We start from the raw sequence: 19,588 nt of genomic DNA on the forward strand, positions 1-19,588 counted from the left end.
GCACTGGGTTAATCGTCGAGGCGCTCTTCTAACTGGCGCACTTCGTAAGTGAGCTTGTCCAGGAACTGCATGCGCCGCATCAGGCGTTCGGCCCGTTCACGTTGCACGGCATCGTTCCAGCAAGCTGCGAAGCTTTGGTTCAGTTCATCCTGGGCGACTTTCAGGCGGCGCTTGAACGCGGCAACGCCATTCAGGTCAGCACTGTCCTGCAGGTCTTCGAGCTCTTCACGCAACTCCATCTGCTGCAGAAGAAACTCCGGATCATGCACCGTGACCTCCAGCGGCAGCTCGCCACCATTCAAGGCGAGCAAGTAACGCGCGCGCTTGGGAGGACTCTTGAGCGTCTGGTAGGCCTCGTTGAGGCTCGCGGATTTCTCTAGCGCCAGCCGCTGCTCACGCTCGGAAGCGTCGGCAAAGCGGTCTGGATGGACGCCGCGCGCCAACTCACGGTAGCGCGTAGCCAACTGGTCGAGGTCCAGGTTGAAGCTCGGTTGCAGCTCAAACAAAGCGAAATGACAAGGAGTACCCACGAGCAGCCTCAGATGTTGAAGCTTTCGCCGCAGCCACATTCACCGCGCACGTTGGGATTGTTGAACTTGAAGCCTTCGTTCAACCCTTCCTTGACGAAATCGAGCTCGGTGCCGTCAAGGTACGCCAGGCTTTTCGGATCGATGATCACTTTCTCGCCGTGACTTTCGAATACCTGATCGTCCTCGCCAACCTCATCGACAAACTCCAGCACGTAGGCAAGGCCGGAACAGCCCGTGGTGCGAACACCCAGGCGAATCCCATCACCCTTGCCGCGCCCGTCGAGGGAGCGGCGCACGTGTTGAGCAGCCGCTTCTGTCATGCTGATAGCCATCGGTGACTCCTTACTCGTCGCCAAATCTTGAAAGTCAGATCAAGCCTTTCTTCTGCTTGTAATCGCGAACAGCGGCCTTGATGGCGTCTTCAGCGAGAACCGAGCAGTGGATTTTCACTGGCGGCAGGGCCAGTTCTTCAGCCAGCTGGGTGTTCTTGATGGTTTCTGCCTCGTCCAGCGTCTTACCCTTCATCCACTCGGTGGCCAGGGAGCTGGAAGCAATGGCGGAGCCGCAGCCATAGGTCTTGAACTTGGCATCTTCGATGATACCGGCTTCGTTGACCTTGATCTGCAGGCGCATCACGTCGCCGCACGCCGGAGCGCCGACCATGCCGGTGCCGACATCAGGATCTTCCGCGTCCATCTTGCCGACGTTGCGCGGGTTTTCGTAGTGGTCGATGACCTTTTCGCTGTAAGCCATGGTACTTATCCTCACTCATCAGAGAGTCGCTCTTTAGGCCCTGCACGCCTGCATTTCAATGCGCGTGACAGGACCCGTGTGCGGCGACTTATATATCAGTGTGCCGCCCACTCGATCTTCGAAATGTCGACGCCGTCTTTGTACATGTCCCACAGCGGCGACAGAGCGCGCAGCTTGGTGACGGCCTCGCAGACTTTCTGCGCGGCGTAATCGATTTCTTCTTCGGTGGTGAAACGGCCGAAGGTGAAGCGGATCGAGCTGTGTGCCAGTTCGTCGTTGCGGCCCAGGGCGCGCAGTACGTACGAAGGCTCAAGGGACGCCGAGGTGCAGGCCGAACCGGACGACACCGCCAGATCCTTGAGCGCCATGATCAGCGACTCGCCTTCGACGTAGTTGAAGCTCAGGTTCAGGTTGTGCGGTACACGGGCAGTCATGCTGCCGTTGACGTACAGTTCTTCGAGGTCTTCGACCTGCTTGAAGAAACGGTCGCTCAAGGCTTTGATACGAACGTTTTCGGCAGCCATGTCTTCCTTGGCCACGCGGAATGCTTCACCCATGCCAACGATCTGGTGGGTCGCCAGGGTGCCGGAACGCATGCCGCGCTCGTGACCGCCGCCGTGCATGGTCGCTTCCAGGCGAACACGCGGCTTGCGGCTCACGTACAGCGCGCCGATGCCTTTTGGACCGTAGGTCTTGTGCGCCGAGAACGACATCAGGTCGACTTTCAGCTTTTGCAGGTCGATTTCGACCTTGCCGGTGGACTGCGCGGCGTCGACGTGGAACAGGATGCCCTTGGAGCGGGTCAGTTCGCCGATGGCCGCGATGTCGTTGACGGTGCCGATTTCGTTGTTCACGTGCATCACCGACACCAGAATAGTGTCATCGCGCAGCGCGGCTTCGATCATCTCGGGCGTCACCAGGCCATCTTCACGCGGGTCAAGGTAAGTCACCTCGAAACCTTCACGCTCCAGCTGGCGCATGGTGTCCAGGACCGCCTTGTGCTCGATCTTGGTGGTGATCAGGTGCTTGCCCTTGCTGCCGTAGAAATGCGCGACACCCTTGATTGCCAGGTTGTCGGACTCGGTGGCACCGGAGGTCCAGACGATTTCACGCGGGTCGGCGTTGACCAGGTCAGCGACCTGGCGGCGAGCGTTTTCGACCGACTCTTCGGCCTTCCAGCCGAACACGTGGGAACGGGACGCCGGGTTACCGAAGTTTCCGTCGACCAGCAGGCATTCACTCATTTTTTGCGCGACACGCGGATCAACCGGGGTGGTCGCAGAGTAATCAAGGTAAATCGGCAATTTCATGGACTATCTCCTAAATCAGGCTGGCTGGCGTGCCGCTAGCTCTTGGGCTGTCATTCGACGGCGGACGCTTCAATCTTGTCCAGACGCGGCGCCTTGCTGTTGCAACGACGCTGGTCCTGACGCTGGGCTACTTCTTGTACCTCACGGCGAGTGACAAGATCAGCCAAGCTGATACCGCTGAGAAATTCGTGGATTTGCAGGCTCAGATCGCACCACAAGTGGTGGGTCAGACAGGTGTCGCCACCATGGCAATCACCCAGCCCCTGGCATTTGGTTGCATCGACCGATTCGTTCACCGCATCAATGACCTGAGCCACCTGGATCCCCTGCATATCACGCGACAGCTGGTAGCCGCCGCCTGGACCGCGAACACTGGACACCAGGTTGCTGCGGCGCAACTTGGCGAAAAGCTGTTCGAGGTAGGACAGGGAAATGCCTTGGCGCTCGGAGATATCAGCCAGGGACACCGGCCCATGCTGCGCGTGCAACGCCAGGTCAAGCATGGCGGTGACAGCGTATCGGCCTTTTGTAGTCAGTCGCATGGACAATTACCACGGAGTTTCGGGATGGGGACGAGTATGCAATTCCCGAGTATTTAAGTCAACTATAAGACCTAGTACTTTAGTCAGGTTTACCCGCAAAAGAGCGCGCGCACTATAGCAAAGTCCGCGGCTTAATGGCACACCCGCGAGGCACACCACACAGCCGCGACACAAACCACGCCATCAGCTCGCCTGGCTTTCATCCTTGCCCTTCACGCAGGCGAAGTCTTCCTCGCGCAGTTCAGGCAGGTCCTTGGCACAGTACGGGCTACCCAGGTCCTTCAGCGCGCCGCACATATCCTCCAGCCGACCGTCCACCGCCTGCAGGTGATCCAGCAACTGACCGATGGCACGCGCCACCGGGTCCGGCATGTCTTCGCTGACGCCATAAGCGTCGAACCCAAGCTTCTCGGCCATGGCCTTGCGCTTGGCTTCCTGTTCGTCGTCAGACTTGACGATGATCCGCCCGGGAATCCCGACCACCGTCGCCCCCGCCGGCACCGCCTTGGTCACGACGGCATTGGAGCCGACCTTGGCCCCGGCGCCCACCGTGAACGGCCCCAGCACCTTGGCGCCCGCCCCCACCACCACGCCATCTTCCAGCGTCGGGTGGCGCTTGCCTTTGTTCCAACTGGTGCCGCCCAGGGTCACGCCCTGATAAAGGGTGACGTCATTGCCGATTTCAGCGGTTTCGCCGATGACGATGCCCATGCCGTGGTCAATAAAGAAGCGCCGACCGACCTTGGCGCCCGGGTGAATCTCGATCCCGGTCAGCCAGCGACCGAAGTTCGACACCAGTCGCGCCAGCCACTTCCAGCCCATGCCCCACAACGCCGACGACAGGCGATGAATCCAGATCGCGTGCATGCCCGGGTAGCAGGTCAGCACCTCAAACGCATTACGCGCCGCCGGGTCGCGGTGGAAAACGCTCTGGATATCTTCACGCAAACGCTCGAACATCATTAATCCTTCCGTTTAAGGAGCTCACCACGGGCCGCTTTCTGGGTTTCCGTGAGGATGCCACGCAAAATATTCATTTCCGCCCGGCTCACCGAGCTTCGACCGTACAACCGACGCAGGCGCGCCATCAAGTGCCGTGGTTTTTCCGGATCGAGAAACTCAATGGCCACCAGGGTCTGCTCCAGGTGCTCATAGAATCGCTCCAGCTCATCCATGGTCGCCAGCTCACCGCTTTTGGTGGACGCCACTTCGTCTTTCTCGACCTTGCTCGGCTGGCCTTGTGCCGCCAGCCAGGACATGCGCACTTCATAGCTGAGCACCTGCACCGCCGCCCCGAGATTCAGCGAGCTGAACTCAGGGTCCGAAGGGATGTGCACGTGAAAATGACATCGCTGCAGCTCTTCATTGGTCAGGCCGGAATCTTCACGACCGAACACCAGAGCGATCTCGGCGCCCCGCCCGGCTTCTTCAACCACTTTGCTGCCGCACTCACGCGGATCGAGCAACGGCCAGGGGATGCGACGATCCCGGGCACTGGTGCCCAGCACCAGGTTGCAGCCCACCAGGGCATCTTCCAGGGTGGCGACAACCTGGGCATTTTCCAGAATGTCACCGGCACCGGAGGCCCGCGCATCGGCTTCGTGGTGCGGAAAAATCCGCGGTTCGACCAGCACCAGCCGCGACAGCCCCATGTTCTTCATGGCACGCGCAGCCCCGCCGATATTGCCCGGATGGCTGGTATTGACCAGGACGACACGAATGTTCTGCAGCAAGGGAGGCGCTCTCTGACAGGGGATTTGGCGGCAAATCTTACAGTTCATCCAGGCATCCTGCCTCAAAAATTACTGCCTGGCTTGACCACGCCCGCTGTCGCCATGCCGCACCGATGCTCCACCCGTAGCCCACCATGAATCGTCACGACGCCCTGCCCGAGACTATTGACCGCTCGTCAAAAAGCCCGCGCATTTACGAGGCCGAATGCGAAGTTGAGCCACGAAAGCGAACGTCGTCGTTCATCTGTAGAAACTTTCTGCTAGAATGCTCGGCTTTCTTTAACAACCTTAGGTGACACATCCATGCAGCCCATGCTGAATATCGCGCTGCGCGCCGCCCGCAGCGCCAGTGAATTGATTTTCCGCTCCATCGAGCGCCTGGATACCATCAAGGTCGATGAAAAAGACGCCAAGGACTACGTGTCCGAAGTTGATCGCGCGGCCGAACAGAAAATCGTCGATGCCCTGCGCAAGGCCTACCCGAACCACTCGATCCTGGGCGAAGAGACCGGCATGCACGCCGGCACCGGCATCGAAGGCGAAGAATACCTGTGGATCATCGACCCCCTGGACGGTACCACCAACTTCCTGCGCGGCATTCCGCACTTCGCCGTGAGCATTGCTTGCAAATACCGTGGTCGCCTGGAACACGCCGTGGTCCTGGACCCGGTTCGCCAGGAAGAATTCACCGCTAGCCGTGGTCGTGGCGCCCAACTCAACGGTCGTCGCCTACGCGTCAGCGGTCGCACCAGCCTTGACGGCGCCCTGCTGGGCACGGGCTTCCCGTTCCGCGACGACCAGATGGACAACCTCGACAACTACCTGGGCATGTTCCGCAGCCTGGTTGGCCAGACTGCCGGCATCCGTCGCGCTGGTGCAGCGAGCCTGGACCTGGCCTACGTGGCCGCCGGCCGCTTCGACGCCTTCTGGGAGTCGGGCCTGTCCGAGTGGGACATGGCAGCAGGCGCCCTGCTGATCCAGGAAGCAGGCGGCCTGGTGAGCGACTTCACCGGTGGTCACGACTTCCTTGAAAAAGGCCACATCGTTGCCGGCAACACCAAATGCTTCAAGGCAGTCCTGACGGCCATCCAGCCGCACCTGCCAGCCTCGCTGAAACGTTAAGCGACTGGCACAGAAAGGCACCCTTCTGGGTGCTTTTTTTATGCCTGAAATTCGTACTCAGGAACACCACATCCCACAGGGATGCGTGGCGGCGCGCCAACTCCGCGCACAAAAAAGCACCCTGCAGGGTAATGCCGGTCAGTTAAGAAAAACAAAGCCGAACACGAAACCCGTGGCGAGGGAGCTTGCTCCCGCTGGGCTGCGTAGCAGCCCCAAAAGAGGGCCGCTTTGCGCCCCAGCGGGAGCAAGCTCCCTCGCCACGGTCCTATGTTCGGCTGGTCCTTGACTTAACTGATCGGCATTGCCCCGCAGGGTGCTTCTTGTTGAGCTTGAGTTCAGCGGATCACTGAGCCGGTTCGTTCTGCCCCAGGATCAGCTGACCTTCCTTGTCGACCGGAATCTGGTTGCCCGGATCACGATCCATACGCACCTTGCCTTCCTTGCCGGCCAGCGAATAACGCACGTCGTAGCCTACGACCTTCTCACTGATGTCATTGACCGTGTTGCAGCGGGTTTGCGTGGTGGTGTAGGTATCACGCTCCTGCATGCCCTCCTGCACCTTGTTGCCGGCGTAACCGCCGCCCACCGCACCCGCGACCGTGGCGATCTTCTTACCGCTACCGCCGCCGATCTGGTTGCCCAGCAAACCACCCGCCACTGCACCCAGCACGGTACCGGCGATCTGGTGTTGATCTTTTACCGGCGCTTGCCGGGTAACGGCGACATCCTTGCAGACTTCACGTGGCGTCTTGATCTGTTGTTTGACCGGCTCGACCGCCAACACCTGAGCGTACTCAGGGCCGCTTTTTACCAGCTTATAGGTGGCAACAGCCCCCCCAGCAGTGACAGCGACAGCACCTAGCACCGCACCAACCAGCATCGACTTGTTCACATGAACCTCCTGACCATCACATGCGGGATAAACCCGCGCTTCTCCCAGCCTTGGAGCACAAAAAAAGGCGCGAGTTCAATACTCGCGCCTTTTCAGATATTACCAGAAGGAATGACGCCTCAAGGACGGTCGTCCACTTCCTTCTCGGTGTTGGCAGGAGGAATCAGATCCTCGCTGCTCAGGTTCAGCCAGATCAACACCACGTTGGCGATGTAGATCGACGAGTAGGTACCTGCCAGTACACCGATGAACAGCGCAATGGAGAAGCCGTACAGGTTGTCGCCACCGAAGAACAACAGGGCCGCGATCGCCAGCAAGGTGGAGATCGAGGTTGCCATGGTGCGCAACAGGGTTTGCGTGGTCGAGATGTTGATGTTCTCGATCAGGCTGGCCTTGCGCAGCACCCGGAAGTTCTCACGCACCCGGTCGAACACCACGATGGTGTCGTTGAGCGAGTAACCGATGATCGCCAGCACCGCCGCCAGCACCGTCAGGTCGAAGGTGATCTGGAAGTACGACAGGATACCGATGGTCACGATCACGTCGTGGATCAAGGATACGATCGCACCGACCGCAAACTTCCACTGAAAGCGGAACGCCAGGTAGAGCAGGATGCCGCCCAGCGCCATCAGCATGCCGAGACCGCCCTGGTCGCGCAGCTCTTCACCCACCTGCGGGCCGACGAACTCGACGCGCTTGACCACGGCCGAGTTATCGCCGCCGGCCTTCTGCAGCGCTTCAGCCACCTTTTGACCCAGCAGCGGGTCATCGCCCGGCATCCGCACCAGCAAGTCGGTGGTAGCACCGAAGCTCTGGACCACGGCGTCGTTATAGCCCGACGACGCCAGTTGCTCGCGCACCTTGGTCACATCGGCCGGACGCTCGTAGGTCAGCTCGATGAGCGTACCGCCGGTGAAGTCCAGCCCCCAGTTCATGCCCTTGGTGACGCAGCTGAACAATGCCAGGACCGTAAGGAACAATGTGACGCCGAACGCAACGTTGCGAACGCCCATGAAGTTGATTGTACGTAACATGGCAGCCCCTTAAATCCACAACTTCTTGAAGTCACGACCGCCGAAGATCAGGTTGACCATCGCGCGGGTCACCATGATGGCCGTGAACATCGAGGTAAAGATCCCGAGGGACATGGTCACTGCGAAGCCCTTGACCGGGCCGGTGCCCATGGCAAAGAGGATGCCGCCGACCAGCAAGGTGGTCAGGTTGGCGTCGAGAATCGCAGTAAATGCCCGGCCGAAGCCTTCGTTGATTGCCCGCTGTACCGACATGCCCGCGGCGATCTCTTCACGAATCCGCGAGAAGATCAGCACGTTGGCGTCGACCGCCATACCCATGGTCAAGACGATACCGGCGATACCTGGTAGGGTCAGTGTTGCCCCCAGCAGCGACATCAGAGCCAGCAGCAGCACCATGTTCACCGACAGCGCGACCGTGGCGATCACGCCGAAGAAGCGGTAGATGGCGATGATGAACAGCGAGACAAACAGCATGCCCCACAGCGACGCATCGATACCCTTGGTGATGTTGTCAGCACCCAGGCTTGGACCGATGGTACGTTCTTCAGCAAAATACATCGGTGCCGCCAGGCCACCGGCGCGCAGCAACAGGGCCAGCTCCGAGGATTCGCCCTGACCGGTCAGGCCAGTGATGCGGAACTGGGCACCCAGCGGCGACTGGATGGTCGCCAGGCTGATGATCTTCTTCTCTTCCTTGAAAGTCTGGACCGGCACGTCTTTCTCGACGCCGTTGACCATCTGCTTGACGTAGGTGGTCACCGGGCGCTGCTCGATGAAGATCACCGCCATGCTGCGGCCGACGTTCGAACGGGTCGCACGATTCATCAGCTCGCCGCCGTGACCGTCCAGGCGAATGTTCACTTCCGGCGAGCCTTGCTCACCGAAACCGGCCTTGGCGTCAGTCACCTGGTCACCGGTGATGATCAGCCCACGCTCGATGAGCGCAGGAGGACGATTGCCCTCACGGAACTCGAAGGTTTCGGAAGTGGCTTTCGAAGCACCCGGCTCTGCGGCCAGACGGAACTCAAGGTTGGCCGTCTTGCCCAGGATACGCTTGGCTTCGGCAGTGTCCTGCACGCCTGGCAGCTCGACCACGATGCGGTTGGCACCCTGGCGCTGAACGATAGGCTCGGCTACACCCAGCTCGTTGACGCGGTTACGTACCGTGGTCAAGTTCTGCTTGATGGAGTATTCACGGATTTCCGCCAGCTTGGCCGGGGTCATCGCCAGACGCAGCACCGGCTGACCGTTGAGGTCGGCGGGAACAATGTCGAAATCGTTGAAGTTCTTGCGGATCAGCGTACGGGCCTGTTCGCGGGCTGCTTCATCAGTGAAGCCCAGCTGAATGGCGCCACCCAGTTGCGGCAGGCTGCGATAGCGCAGACGCTCTTTACGCAACAGGCTCTTGACGTCGCCTTCGTAGACTTTCATGCGGGCATCGAGGGCTTTGTCCATGTCCACTTCCAGCAGGAAGTGCACACCACCGGACAAGTCCAGACCCAGCTTCATCGGGTGCGCGCCGAGGCTGCGCAGCCATTGCGGGGTGGTTTGTGCCAGGTTCAGCGCGACAACATAATCATCGCCCAGTGCCTTGCGCACGACGTCCTTGGCTGGAAGTTGGTCTTCCTGTTTGGTCAGGCGTACCAGACCGCCCTTGCCTTTTTCCGCCAGAGTGGCGGCCTTGACGTTGATCCCGGCCTCGTTGAGCGCTTTGCTCACACGATCCAGATCCGCCTGAGTCACCTGCAGCGCAGTACTTGCACCACTGACCTGAATGGCCGGATCGTCAGGGTATAAATTGGGAGCGGAATAAATCAGACCGACCGCCAGCACCGCCAGGATCAGTACGTATTTCCACAGAGGGTATTTGTTCAGCATCACGCCGCCCGCTTATGACGCGGGGCGCCTTGCGCGCCCCGTCGATTGGTAGAAGATGAAACTTAGATCGCTTTCAGCGTGCCTTTTGGCAGCGTGGCAGCGATGGCGCCTTTCTGGAACTTCAGCTCTACCGAGTCAGAAACTTCAAGAACAACGAAATCATCAGCTACTTTGGTGATCTTGCCGGCGATACCGCCAGTGGTCACAACTTCATCACCTTTTTGCAGGCTGCTGAGCAGGTTCTTCTGCTCTTTGGCGCGCTTGGCCTGTGGACGCCAGATCATCAGGTAGAAGATGACCAGGAAGCCGACCAGGAAAATCCACTCAAAGCCGCCGCCCATTGGGCCAGCAGCAGGTGCAGCGGCGTCCGCCATCGCATTCGAGATAAAAAAGCTCATTTAGCACTCCAGTTGCAGAATTAGTGTCTTAAACGTTTTAAAACTCAGTCCAAAGGCGGAACAGGCAACCCGCGCTTGGCATAGAAGGCATCGACAAAGGCGGCCAATGTACCCTGTTGAATAGCCTCGCGCAAACCAGCCATAAGCACTTGATAATGACGCAAGTTATGGATGGTATTGAGCATGCTCCCCAGCATTTCGCCGCACTTGTCCAGGTGATGCAGATAAGCGCGGGAGAAGTTCTGGCAGGTATAGCAATCGCAGGTCGGATCGAGCGGCGAATCATCATGGCGATGGAACGCGTTACGGATCTTCAGCACGCCGGTATCAATGAACAGATGCCCGTTGCGGGCATTACGGGTTGGCATCACGCAATCGAACATGTCCACCCCGCGGCGCACACCCTCAACCAAGTCTTCCGGCTTGCCAACACCCATAAGGTAACGAGGTTTGTCAGCCGGCATCATGCCCGGCAGATAATCCAGCACCTTGATCATTTCGTGCTTGGGCTCGCCCACCGACAGGCCGCCGATGGCCAGGCCGTCGAAGCCGATCTTGTCGAGGCCTTCCAGGGAGCGCATGCGCAGGTCCTGGTGCATGCCGCCCTGAACGATGCCGAACAGCGCCGCCGTGTTGTCGCCATGGGCTTCTTTCGAACGCTTGGCCCAACGCAGGGACAATTCCATGGAAATACGGGCGACGTCTTCATCAGCCGGGTACGGCGTGCATTCGTCGAAAATCATCACGATGTCGGAGCCCAGGTCACGCTGGACCTGCATCGACTCTTCCGGGCCCATGAACACTTTGGCGCCATCCACCGGAGAGGCGAAGGTCACGCCCTCCTCCTTGATCTTGCGCATGGCGCCCAGGCTGAACACCTGGAAACCACCGGAGTCGGTCAGGATCGGGCCTTTCCACTGCATGAAGTCGTGCAGGTCGCCGTGCTTCTTGATCACTTCGGTGCCAGGACGCAGCCACAGGTGGAAGGTGTTACCCAGGATGATCTCGGCACCCGTGGCCTCGATATCGCGGGGCAGCATGCCCTTGACCGTGCCGTAGGTACCCACGGGCATGAACGCCGGGGTCTCGACGGTGCCACGCGGGAAGGTCAGGCGACCACGACGAGCCTTGCCGTCGGTGGCCAAAAGCTCAAAAGACATACGACAGGTGCGACTCATGCTGTTTCCTCAGGGCCCGATTCACTAGGGGCAGTCGGCGCTGGATTACGCGTGATGAACATCGCATCACCGTAGCTGAAAAAGCGGTAACCGTTGTCCACGGCAGCCTTGTAGGCGGCCATGGTTTCGGGATAACCGGCGAACGCCGAAACCAGCATCAACAGCGTGGATTCAGGCAAATGGAAGTTGGTAACCAGGGCATCGACCACATGGAACGGTCGGCCCGGGTAGATAAAGATATCGGTGTCGCCGCTGAACGGCTTGAGCACGCCATCACGGGCCGCGCTTTCCAGCGAGCGCACACTGGTGGTCCCCACGGCCACCACGCGCCCACCGCGAGCCCGGCAGGCCGCGACCGCATCCACCACATCCTGGCCGACTTCCAGCCATTCGCTGTGCATATGGTGGTCTTCGAGCTTCTCGACGCGCACCGGCTGGAACGTGCCAGCGCCGACGTGCAGGGTCACGAACGCAGTCTCGATGCCCTTGGCGGCAATCGCCTCCAGCAACGGCTGATCGAAATGCAGCCCCGCTGTCGGTGCCGCCACCGCGCCCAGGCGCTCGGCGTACACCGTCTGATAACGCTCGCGGTCCGAACCTTCGTCCGGACGGTCTATATAAGGAGGCAGCGGCATATGCCCGACACGGTCGAGCAACGGCAGCACTTCTTCGGCAAACCCCAGTTCGAACAACGCATCGTGGCGCGCCAGCATCTCGGCTTCGCCACCGCCGTCGATCAGGATCTTCGAGCCAGGCTTGGGTGACTTGCTGGAACGCACATGGGCCAGCACGCGATGACGGTCGAGCACCCGCTCCACCAGGATTTCCAGCTTGCCGCCGGAAGCCTTCTGGCCAAACAGCCGCGCCGGAATCACCCGGGTATTGTTGAACACCATCAGATCGCCCGGGAGCAAATGCTCAAGCAAATCAGTGAATTGACGGTGTGCCAGAGCGCCGCTAGGCCCATCGAGGGTCAGCAGGCGACTGCCGCGCCGCTCAGCCAAAGGGTGGCGAGCGATCAGCGAATCAGGGAGTTCGAAAGTAAAGTCAGCAACGCGCATGATGGGGTTCGTCTAGCAGGGCCGGGAAGTCTAGCGGAAATAGTGAAAATAGACCATGAAACCTGATTGACCAACGGTAAACTCGTCTCTATACTTCGCCGCCATTGAGCCCTGATGGCGGAATTGGTAGACGCGGCGGATTCAAAATCCGTTTTCGAAAGGAGTGGGAGTTCGAGTCTCCCTCGGGGCACCATATAGCAGTAGCTGAAAGCCTCTACCAGGCTTTCAGACCCAGAGAAACCGGCCACTTGTGCCGGTTTTTTTGTGCCTGGCTATCTACCCCGGCCTCCCCCTATCCCTGCATCCCTGCTTGTATCCTGAGAAAAATACTGAGCTTTGGGATACAAGGATAAAGCGCGCAGATATCAAGCGCCGCCCTCTCGCTGACATCGTGCTGACAGTAACGGCCGCTACTTTCAGGTTAACTGGAGAGCCGGAAACTGAAGTTAGACCGTGAACATAAAGTGCTCAAGGTGAAGATCGAGCCCCTGCTGAAGGCCTAGCGGGCCGAAGCCGAAGCGATCGACGCGCAGATTGTGAGTGCGCTGGAGGAGCAAGGCATCGCCCGGGAAAAAGTCCGAACGCCGCAGATCGCGAAGCTGGAGGACGCCTGGGACCAACAGGCGCAGGAACTGGTCACCATCGGCAACCAACTGGTGAACCTCGGCTGCGGTCAATCCTTTCGCTTTCTGAAGATCCCCAATATGGCAGACCGTGGGCGCTCAACTCACTATGGCGACCTGCTCGACGACTCGTCGGTACTGCACGGATGAGGCCGGCCAGCGAGGGGCTGAACCCGTACCGGACTTGGGTCGCCAAAACCGTCGAACGACCGTTGTGCAGCGGCTTCGAAACCGTGGAAAAGAAGGCCGTGTTCTGGTCGGTGGTCTGCTGGGAGACGGTCAAGTCAGGCGGTGAGCGGAGTATTGTCCATCCGTTTTCCACCGAGCAACAGGCTCAGTGGGCGGCGCAGGTACTGACCACGCACTACCCCGGCCCAATGTATGCACTGTTACGCCAGATCAGCGAGAAGGATGTCGAGACTGCTCAGATGGAGGTCTTCGAGCGTTCGGTGGTGGATGATGTGGTGGCATTGGAATTGGCCGACAAACACGCCACAGCGCCGGATTAATCCCCTGGCGTTGAGGTGACCGTAGGCCGCTGGGTCAAACCTGGCGGCCTTTTTCATTCGCATATCGTTGCAAACCAAGTCTCTGTTGCATCGACCGGTTGAATCCACAGCCAAAAACGGACGGTCGCTGAGAGGCGAGGTTTTTTACTTCACAACCACGTATTGGTCTGCGCCAACGGAATACTGGTATGGCACGCCACCTGTGATAACAAAGTCCTCCGCAGGAGGATCTATACCGTTGAGGGCTAGAAAATGGATGAGGTAAATACCTGGATTTTCGAGGTTCTGTACAAACGTGATCTCGTAGCTCTCACCTGCTCCAACATTCACGAATCGTAGTGGTGCACGGCTGAGGGTTCCCGCATAGCGACCAGAGAGGAGATTGATTGGTTTCTGGTAGATCGGTCTCCCTTCAACGAAGACAACGGGCACCAGCGTCAAGGCATCATCGTCCAGAGTAACTTTGCTTTCCTTGTTGCCAAGGTTGGAAAGAATCACCTTAACCTGAAGCAGGTTCTGCCCATCCATGAGTGACTGAACCGTTGATTCGACCTTTGCCTGGATATGCGGTTTTTGTGTGGTCTTCTGATCCAACTCTTTCAGTGTGTATTCTGTGACTTCCTTCTCCTTGTTCACATACACGGTGGAGTAATAACCCCACACCGCGACGACAATTGCAGCAATGATCGTCGTGGCTTGGGCGAGAATCTGAGCTCCGAGATGGACTTTTTCGATTTTGCTGAGCGAACGTTCTGGCATTGTGGAGTCCTTGTTGAAATAGGCGGAGCATTATTAAAGGGGGTAAGCCAGGCTCTCGGCCTGCACTGCCTTTCAAGAAACAACCATACGAGAGGATTTAAAAGCGCCTATCGCGGAGTGCCTGACTCCATCGACAGACCGAGCTTCTGCTGCACACGACCAAAAGCAACATCATGACCAACAGCAGTCGGCCAGATGCAGGCGGTTAAAGCCCGCGTACCTCTCAGCTTTCTTCCAGTCGATACAGTGCTTGGGCATGGGATGTCGTCAGTCCTGCGCGTTGCAGATTCCGGCGACTTTTCGAGCTGGCCAGTGCCGTTGCGGCGACCACCCGACTGCCATGCTTCTTGGCTTGCTCTATTCGGTGGGCTATCAGTGCTCCATGGTAACCAAGGCCCCGAGCATTTTTTCGGGTAGCCGCCGTCCCCAGGTAGGCAATACCGTTGCTGGCAAAATACATCAAGGCCCCTGCCACGACTTCACCACTCGCTTTCAGAACGTAGATCTTGATGCGTTCGTTCGAAGTGAGTCCTGCAAACGAAGCTTGATTGAGTAACCGTTGCTCTGGTTTGGTATGAAAGCCACCCGCGTGAATACCTGCGAACTCAGGAAGCGTCTGTGACGTGACCTCCTCGACTTCGAATGAGTGACGATTCAGGACTACGTTCTCGATGGCGCAGGCAAATTGCAAGTGCGTCCACCCCCTTAACCGCTCAAGCCGACAACCTGCCATATAAGTATATTGCTCTAAGGCAGAGGGCTGTCCGATGAGTGGAGTGACGGTCGAATACTCTGCTGATTGCTTGAGCAAATTCAACACAGCCTTGGGGTTGTCTACGCTGTCGCCGTAGATGCGATTAAACATTGGACTAGGCGCTGCTTTGACTTGGAAACACGGAAAGTCTTCATTGAAAAAAACACGTGCGCCATAGGGGTTTCCGTCTACCCGTAACAGGCTCTCTACTCGTGAACGCAAGTACTCGCCTTCGGCCGCCTCGACCTCAAGAGCCATTCCAACATCCATGTGCGTGTTCCTTACTGAGAGCGTTCCAAGGGGGGGGAAGAGCGGATCAGACGATACGCCTCTGCCTGGCCGCATACCAACCAGGGGCCCTAGATCACAGCCTGTTTTGGGTCGATTGCAGCCCTTCGTGACAAGCTGCAATCGGTCAGAAGTGGACCTCAACGATCAATTCATAAATCGCATTCATGTAGGTCGCGCCCACTTGCGAACCAGGTACCGGGAAGATACTGTCAACCCTATGAATCAGCCACGTGTTGCCCCGACCACCACTACCACGACCGCCCGAGGCGGGTCGTGAGAGGTGTCGTGAGTCAATAACGCACGAACTCAAAAGGCCCGCCAGTGATGGATAGGGCCTTTTCTTTTGCCCTTGTGTCGCTGGCCAAAACGCAAGGAAAGGCACCATGTATGCACTCTTGATACTCGATATGCAGGTTGGGTTGGTTCATGGCCCGGATAAACCCTGGCGTGGCGAAGCGCTACTGAACACATTGAATAGTCTGTTGAGCAAAGCCCGAAAGGCAGGCGCGCCCATTTTCCTTGCTCGTCATATCGGCCCGGCTGGCTCGCCCATCGAACCGGGCAGTCCGATGACGCAATTGGTACCGGAACTGGTACTACAAGGCGACGAAGTGGTCTTCGAAAAAACACGACCCAACGCCTTTGCCACAACTGACCTGGCCGCTTGGCTACACGCTTGTGGATCTCAGGGCGTAGTCATTGCCGGAATGAAGACCCAGTATTGTGTCGACAGCACCTGCCGCGCTGCACGGGATCTTGGATTCGATGCAGTGCTTATCGCCGATGGCCATACCTGCATCGACACCCCTGCGCTGAAGGCCAAAGATATTGTCGCTCATCACAATGCAACACTGGCGGGACCATTCTGTCGTGTCGTTCAGGCTGAGGATTGGTATTTCTAATCGGCATCGACCGTTCGGCCCGAGATAGAGTCGATCAGTTGAATCCACAGTCGTTTGCGGCCCCTCGTGAGCTACTGCTTTTGGCTGTAGATAATGCACAACAGCAAAGACAGCCTCGAAAGCCATCCGCCCTCACAAGACATGCCGGACATTCAGAAAAAATCAATGGGGCCTCCCGAAGGGGCGGGCCTCAAGGGTAATTCGGGCCCCGTGTCCTGTGTATGTACCACCCCTTTTCGGCGGTTGGTTGTTTGGTCGACAGGTGTAAGCCCCTGTTTCTATGGGTTTCCGGCCTTGTTCATCACAACCAGCCAACCAGGCTATATCAGAGGGGCGTGACCCAGGTTGGTGTATCGCGGTTTGCCGTCAGCACCATTATGTTATTGCACTGACTTACCCATTGCTTGCATCCGACTTGACCGGCCACTCCATGGTGACGACCGCTTGCACGCGACCCAGAACTGCCCTCATGACCAACAGCGATCGATCGAGCCTGTGTAGAAATGAGGTTCCGGTACATTTGCAGTCGCCGTTTCTAACCGTGATTTCAGGTTACTGCCGATTTGTACTCTCGGCGTCCTCCAATGATGCAGAGTAAGTTGCGGGATCAAGCCATCCTTGACGAGCGAGTAGGAAGCCCGTATTTTTCTGGAATGATCATTCCAGAAAGACCCATCCTATGCGCACCAAAGAATTTGAGCATGACGAAATTGTCGACGCTGCCATGCAGGTTTTTTGGCAACTTGGATATTGCGCCACCTCGATACAGGATCTGGTCGACGGTACGGGATTGTCTCGAAGCAGTCTGTATAACGCCTTTGAGAACAAGCATGGATTGTACGAGCATGCGTTGCGCCGTTATCACGATCTGACTGCCACGAACGTAGCGCTGCTTCAGGAATCGGGTTCGGTCAAAGGGCTGATCCAGCAACTACTGATGAGGATCGTGGATGACGAACTCAGCGACACCGGGCAACGCGGATGCCTGGCCGCCAATGCCACACTGGAACTGGCTGGCCAGGACGAATCCATTGCCGAGTTGGTCTCTCTCAACTTCCTGCGCCTGGAGAAAGCTTTGGAGCGTGCACTCATCCGTGGTCAGGCGGAGGGGGAAATTCTCATGCACAAGAAACCTCGCGCACTCGCACGCTTTATCGTGAACACGATTCAGGGCTTGCGGGTATTGAGTAAAGGCAGTGCTCACCAGAACCGTCGGCAACGCTTGCTGGATGTGGTCGATATCGCAATAGACGCGTTGTAATGCAGGACGGGGCGTTGTAAGGCATCAAGTGAAAGCCTGACAGAGGTCAGGTTTTTTTTGACCTTTATTGGAATGATCGTTCCAGAAAAATTCAAAACACTTTAGTTCATTTTTCAAGAGGACTTGAACGGTCAAAAAAACACCACCGTTGCCGCCTGAATTAATCTCAGGCAGTCGATCAGGAACAGGAAATGAACTCTTTATCAGGGATACAACGATGAGTACGCATGGTGACAATGGATTGATAGCACCGGGTCTCGATGAGACGTCTTCGGTGCAAAGACTGCCCGTGTGGCGACTGTTCGCATTTACGATGGCTGGCTTCATCACCATCATGACGGAAACCATGCCCGCCGGCCTGCTGCCTCTGATCGGGCAGGACCTTGGCGTCTCCCAGGCGATGGCGGGCCAGTTGGTGACGCTCTATGCCTTGGGCTCGGTTCTAGCGGCGATTCCGATCGTTGCAGCCACGCAAAAATGGCGTAGGAGGCCGTTGTTTTTGCTGGCGATTGGCGGGTTGCTGGTGTTCAACACCGTGACGGCGTTGTCCTCCCACTATGTGCTGACCTTGGTCGCTCGGTTCATCGCCGGAATGGCGGCGGGCGTGATATGGGGACTATTGGCCGGTTATGCACGACGCATGGTGCCTCATGATCTTCAGGGACGGGCCCTCGCGGTGGTCGGCATCGGTCAACCCGTGGCCTTGTGTCTCGGTGTACCCCTTGGCACATGGCTGGGTACTCTATTTGATTGGCGTGGCGTGTTCTGGATCATGTCAGCCCTCGCGTTGCTACTGTTCGCGTGGGTCCGGTTTGGCGTGCCTGACTACCCGGGACAAAGTGAACGTCAGCGCCAGTCGCTCCGAAATATTCTTCTGACCCCAGGTCTGCGCTCGATACTGGTTGTGATCTTCGTCTGGATCCTCGCGCACAACATCCTTTACACCTACATCGCACCATTCCTGGTCTCCGTGGGGCTTGGCCAGCGGATTGACCTCGTACTTATGCTCTTCGGTGTTACCTCTATCGTCGGCATCGGGGTCACAGGAATGTGGGTGGACCGTGGGTTGCGTGTACTGACGCTTCTTAGCCTGGCGGTCTTCGCGATGGCGGCGTTGCTCTTGGGAATGGCAAGCAGCTCTCCCAACATTGTGCTGCTCAGCATCGCGATCTGGGGGCTTACATTTGGCGGCGCTCCCACACTGCTACAGACGGCCATTGCCGATACCGCCGGTGATGGCGCAGATGTCGCGCAGTCGATGCTGGTCACCATCTTCAACCTGGCAGTGGCCGGAGGTGGCATTGCCGGTGGCTTGTTACTGGAGCATTTTGGACCGAGCGCTTTCCCCCCTACCCTGCTGATATTGGCGCTGCTCGGCCTGTCCGTGGTTTGGCTAGCCAGGGCCAATGGTTTCACACCTGGTCATCGCGTAATCATGCAATAGGAGTGGGCAATGGTCCGTTTGGTGGATGTTGAAGATTGGTGAGCTTCGTGGCGTGAGCACCTGGTCTAACGGAAACATCAGCGACTAATTCAGCGGCGACGGGACCGAACGATTAACTGCGATCCAATTGCATAGCGCCACACCAAACAACAGCGAGCCCTCTCCAGAAACATGCCGGGGACCCTGGCAGTTTCGACCGGATACGGGTGCGAAGACTCGCGCAAACGCGTTAGCGGCATCCCGCCAAAGTTAGATTGACACGACGCATCATGAGGGAAGAGTCCTTTTGCCAGAAAGTAACCATCGTAGATCGGTAATGTTTGCTTATGGCCCAGAGTGTGTAAAAACGCATGCGCCGTTTTGAAGTCTGCGTTGCTACGCAAAATCTGCAGGTGCTTGTGTAATCAGCAGACCAGAAATTTGCGTAGGAGCGCGATTCTTGCTCCAACCCCGACTGTCAAACGTGTTCTAAAACGCTTTTACACAGCCTCGGCCATAAGCGCCCAGTCGGCACCGCCAAAAACCATCCAGATACATTCGCACCACTAAAGGCCCGTAGTACGCTCCAACCAGAAACATGCCTTTGATTTACGCCGATATTTTCGTGCACCCGA

General features: G+C 58.0%; 21 protein-coding genes and 1 tRNA gene. 7 read left to right on the plus strand and 15 right to left on the minus strand.

Annotated elements, in window-relative coordinates; all coding sequences use genetic code 11:
• Positions 1-8 precede the first annotated feature (8 nt).
• The 7 genes from hscB to trmJ all read right to left on the minus strand — a co-directional run bounded on the left by hscB (position 9) and on the right by trmJ (position 4,868).
• Complete coding sequence (gene hscB / locus AC3WQN_RS14850) at positions 9-530, minus strand: co-chaperone HscB (RefSeq protein ID WP_095079937.1); 522 nt, start codon at positions 528-530, stop codon at positions 9-11.
• A gap of 8 nt (positions 531-538) precedes the next feature.
• Positions 539-862 carry an iron-sulfur cluster assembly protein IscA gene (gene iscA, locus AC3WQN_RS14855; RefSeq protein ID WP_095079935.1) on the minus strand — a complete coding sequence of 108 codons (324 nt, stop codon included), beginning with the start codon at positions 860-862 and terminating at the stop codon, positions 539-541.
• A 34-nt stretch (positions 863-896) separates the two neighbouring features.
• Positions 897-1,283, minus strand: a complete 387-nt coding sequence (gene iscU / locus AC3WQN_RS14860) for a Fe-S cluster assembly scaffold IscU (protein WP_028620148.1) — start codon at positions 1,281-1,283, stop codon at positions 897-899.
• Positions 1,284-1,378: 95 nt separating this feature from the next.
• A complete protein-coding gene (locus tag AC3WQN_RS14865) occupies positions 1,379-2,593 on the minus strand; it encodes an IscS subfamily cysteine desulfurase (protein ID WP_103400523.1) in 1,215 nt (404 codons plus the stop codon).
• Positions 2,594-2,643: 50 nt separating this feature from the next.
• The gene (iscR, locus tag AC3WQN_RS14870; RefSeq protein WP_027619653.1) at positions 2,644-3,135 is read right to left on the minus strand and encodes a Fe-S cluster assembly transcriptional regulator IscR; all 492 of its coding nucleotides are present in this window, start codon (positions 3,133-3,135) and stop codon (positions 2,644-2,646) included.
• Between the two features lie 183 nt (positions 3,136-3,318).
• Positions 3,319-4,095 carry a serine O-acetyltransferase gene (cysE, locus tag AC3WQN_RS14875; RefSeq protein WP_095079929.1) on the minus strand — a complete coding sequence of 259 codons (777 nt, stop codon included), beginning with the start codon at positions 4,093-4,095 and terminating at the stop codon, positions 3,319-3,321.
• A gap of 2 nt (positions 4,096-4,097) precedes the next feature.
• On the minus strand, positions 4,098-4,868 hold the full coding sequence (gene trmJ, locus AC3WQN_RS14880) for a tRNA (cytosine(32)/uridine(32)-2'-O)-methyltransferase TrmJ (protein ID WP_103400524.1): 771 nt from the start codon (positions 4,866-4,868) through the stop codon (positions 4,098-4,100).
• 303 nt (positions 4,869-5,171) lie between these two features.
• Between trmJ and suhB the strand changes: the two genes are divergently transcribed.
• Positions 5,172-5,990, plus strand: a complete 819-nt coding sequence (gene suhB, locus AC3WQN_RS14885; RefSeq protein ID WP_095147112.1) for a type III secretion system regulator SuhB — start codon at positions 5,172-5,174, stop codon at positions 5,988-5,990.
• A 343-nt stretch (positions 5,991-6,333) separates the two neighbouring features.
• On the opposite strand, the gene AC3WQN_RS14890 is transcribed toward suhB, so the two are convergent.
• The 6 genes from AC3WQN_RS14890 to queA form a co-directional block, all read right to left on the minus strand.
• On the minus strand, positions 6,334-6,882 hold the full coding sequence (locus AC3WQN_RS14890) for a glycine zipper 2TM domain-containing protein (RefSeq protein ID WP_095079924.1): 549 nt from the start codon (positions 6,880-6,882) through the stop codon (positions 6,334-6,336).
• A gap of 119 nt (positions 6,883-7,001) precedes the next feature.
• Positions 7,002-7,916 (minus strand): protein translocase subunit SecF, encoded by a 915-nt coding sequence (gene secF / locus AC3WQN_RS14895; protein ID WP_103400525.1) that lies wholly within the window; start codon positions 7,914-7,916, stop codon positions 7,002-7,004.
• Between the two features lie 9 nt (positions 7,917-7,925).
• The gene (secD, locus tag AC3WQN_RS14900) at positions 7,926-9,794 is read right to left on the minus strand and encodes a protein translocase subunit SecD (protein ID WP_095147114.1); all 1,869 of its coding nucleotides are present in this window, start codon (positions 9,792-9,794) and stop codon (positions 7,926-7,928) included.
• 62 nt (positions 9,795-9,856) lie between these two features.
• Complete coding sequence (gene yajC / locus AC3WQN_RS14905; protein WP_103400526.1) at positions 9,857-10,192, minus strand: preprotein translocase subunit YajC; 336 nt, start codon at positions 10,190-10,192, stop codon at positions 9,857-9,859.
• A gap of 44 nt (positions 10,193-10,236) precedes the next feature.
• On the minus strand, positions 10,237-11,352 hold the full coding sequence (tgt, locus tag AC3WQN_RS14910; protein WP_162130301.1) for a tRNA guanosine(34) transglycosylase Tgt: 1,116 nt from the start codon (positions 11,350-11,352) through the stop codon (positions 10,237-10,239).
• A gap of 14 nt (positions 11,353-11,366) precedes the next feature.
• On the minus strand, positions 11,367-12,431 hold the full coding sequence (gene queA, locus AC3WQN_RS14915) for a tRNA preQ1(34) S-adenosylmethionine ribosyltransferase-isomerase QueA (protein ID WP_103400527.1): 1,065 nt from the start codon (positions 12,429-12,431) through the stop codon (positions 11,367-11,369).
• Positions 12,432-12,539: 108 nt separating this feature from the next.
• On the opposite strand from queA, the gene AC3WQN_RS14920 reads away from it, so the two are divergent.
• The 3 genes from AC3WQN_RS14920 (at position 12,540) to AC3WQN_RS14930 (ending at position 13,563) form a co-directional block, all read left to right on the plus strand.
• Positions 12,540-12,624 (plus strand) — tRNA-Leu (locus tag AC3WQN_RS14920).
• Between the two features lie 343 nt (positions 12,625-12,967).
• Positions 12,968-13,204: a hypothetical protein gene (locus AC3WQN_RS14925; RefSeq protein ID WP_103400529.1), complete on the plus strand. Its 237-nt coding sequence runs from the start codon at positions 12,968-12,970 to the stop codon at positions 13,202-13,204.
• Positions 13,201-13,563 carry a hypothetical protein gene (locus tag AC3WQN_RS14930; RefSeq protein WP_103400530.1) on the plus strand — a complete coding sequence of 121 codons (363 nt, stop codon included), beginning with the start codon at positions 13,201-13,203 and terminating at the stop codon, positions 13,561-13,563. The genes AC3WQN_RS14925 and AC3WQN_RS14930 overlap by 4 nt, the downstream gene beginning before the upstream one ends.
• A gap of 144 nt (positions 13,564-13,707) precedes the next feature.
• On the opposite strand, the gene AC3WQN_RS14935 is transcribed toward AC3WQN_RS14930, so the two are convergent.
• Both AC3WQN_RS14935 and AC3WQN_RS14940 read right to left on the minus strand, forming a co-directional pair.
• Positions 13,708-14,322, minus strand: coding sequence for a hypothetical protein (locus AC3WQN_RS14935; protein WP_103400531.1), 615 nt, complete (start codon positions 14,320-14,322; stop codon positions 13,708-13,710).
• 223 nt (positions 14,323-14,545) lie between these two features.
• Positions 14,546-15,346 (minus strand): GNAT family N-acetyltransferase, encoded by an 801-nt coding sequence (locus AC3WQN_RS14940; protein ID WP_103400532.1) that lies wholly within the window; start codon positions 15,344-15,346, stop codon positions 14,546-14,548.
• 404 nt (positions 15,347-15,750) lie between these two features.
• On the opposite strand from AC3WQN_RS14940, the gene AC3WQN_RS14945 reads away from it, so the two are divergent.
• The 3 genes from AC3WQN_RS14945 to AC3WQN_RS14955 all read left to right on the plus strand — a co-directional run bounded on the left by AC3WQN_RS14945 (position 15,751) and on the right by AC3WQN_RS14955 (position 18,974).
• On the plus strand, positions 15,751-16,269 hold the full coding sequence (locus AC3WQN_RS14945; protein WP_103400533.1) for a cysteine hydrolase family protein: 519 nt from the start codon (positions 15,751-15,753) through the stop codon (positions 16,267-16,269).
• Between the two features lie 679 nt (positions 16,270-16,948).
• Entirely contained in the window at positions 16,949-17,530 is a 582-nt protein-coding gene (locus AC3WQN_RS14950; RefSeq protein ID WP_103400534.1) for a TetR/AcrR family transcriptional regulator, read from the plus strand.
• A 217-nt stretch (positions 17,531-17,747) separates the two neighbouring features.
• Entirely contained in the window at positions 17,748-18,974 is a 1,227-nt protein-coding gene (locus tag AC3WQN_RS14955; RefSeq protein ID WP_103400535.1) for an MFS transporter, read from the plus strand.
• Positions 18,975-19,588 lie beyond the last annotated feature (614 nt).

It is taken from the genome of Pseudomonas sp. FW300-N1A1, assembly GCF_058789115.1.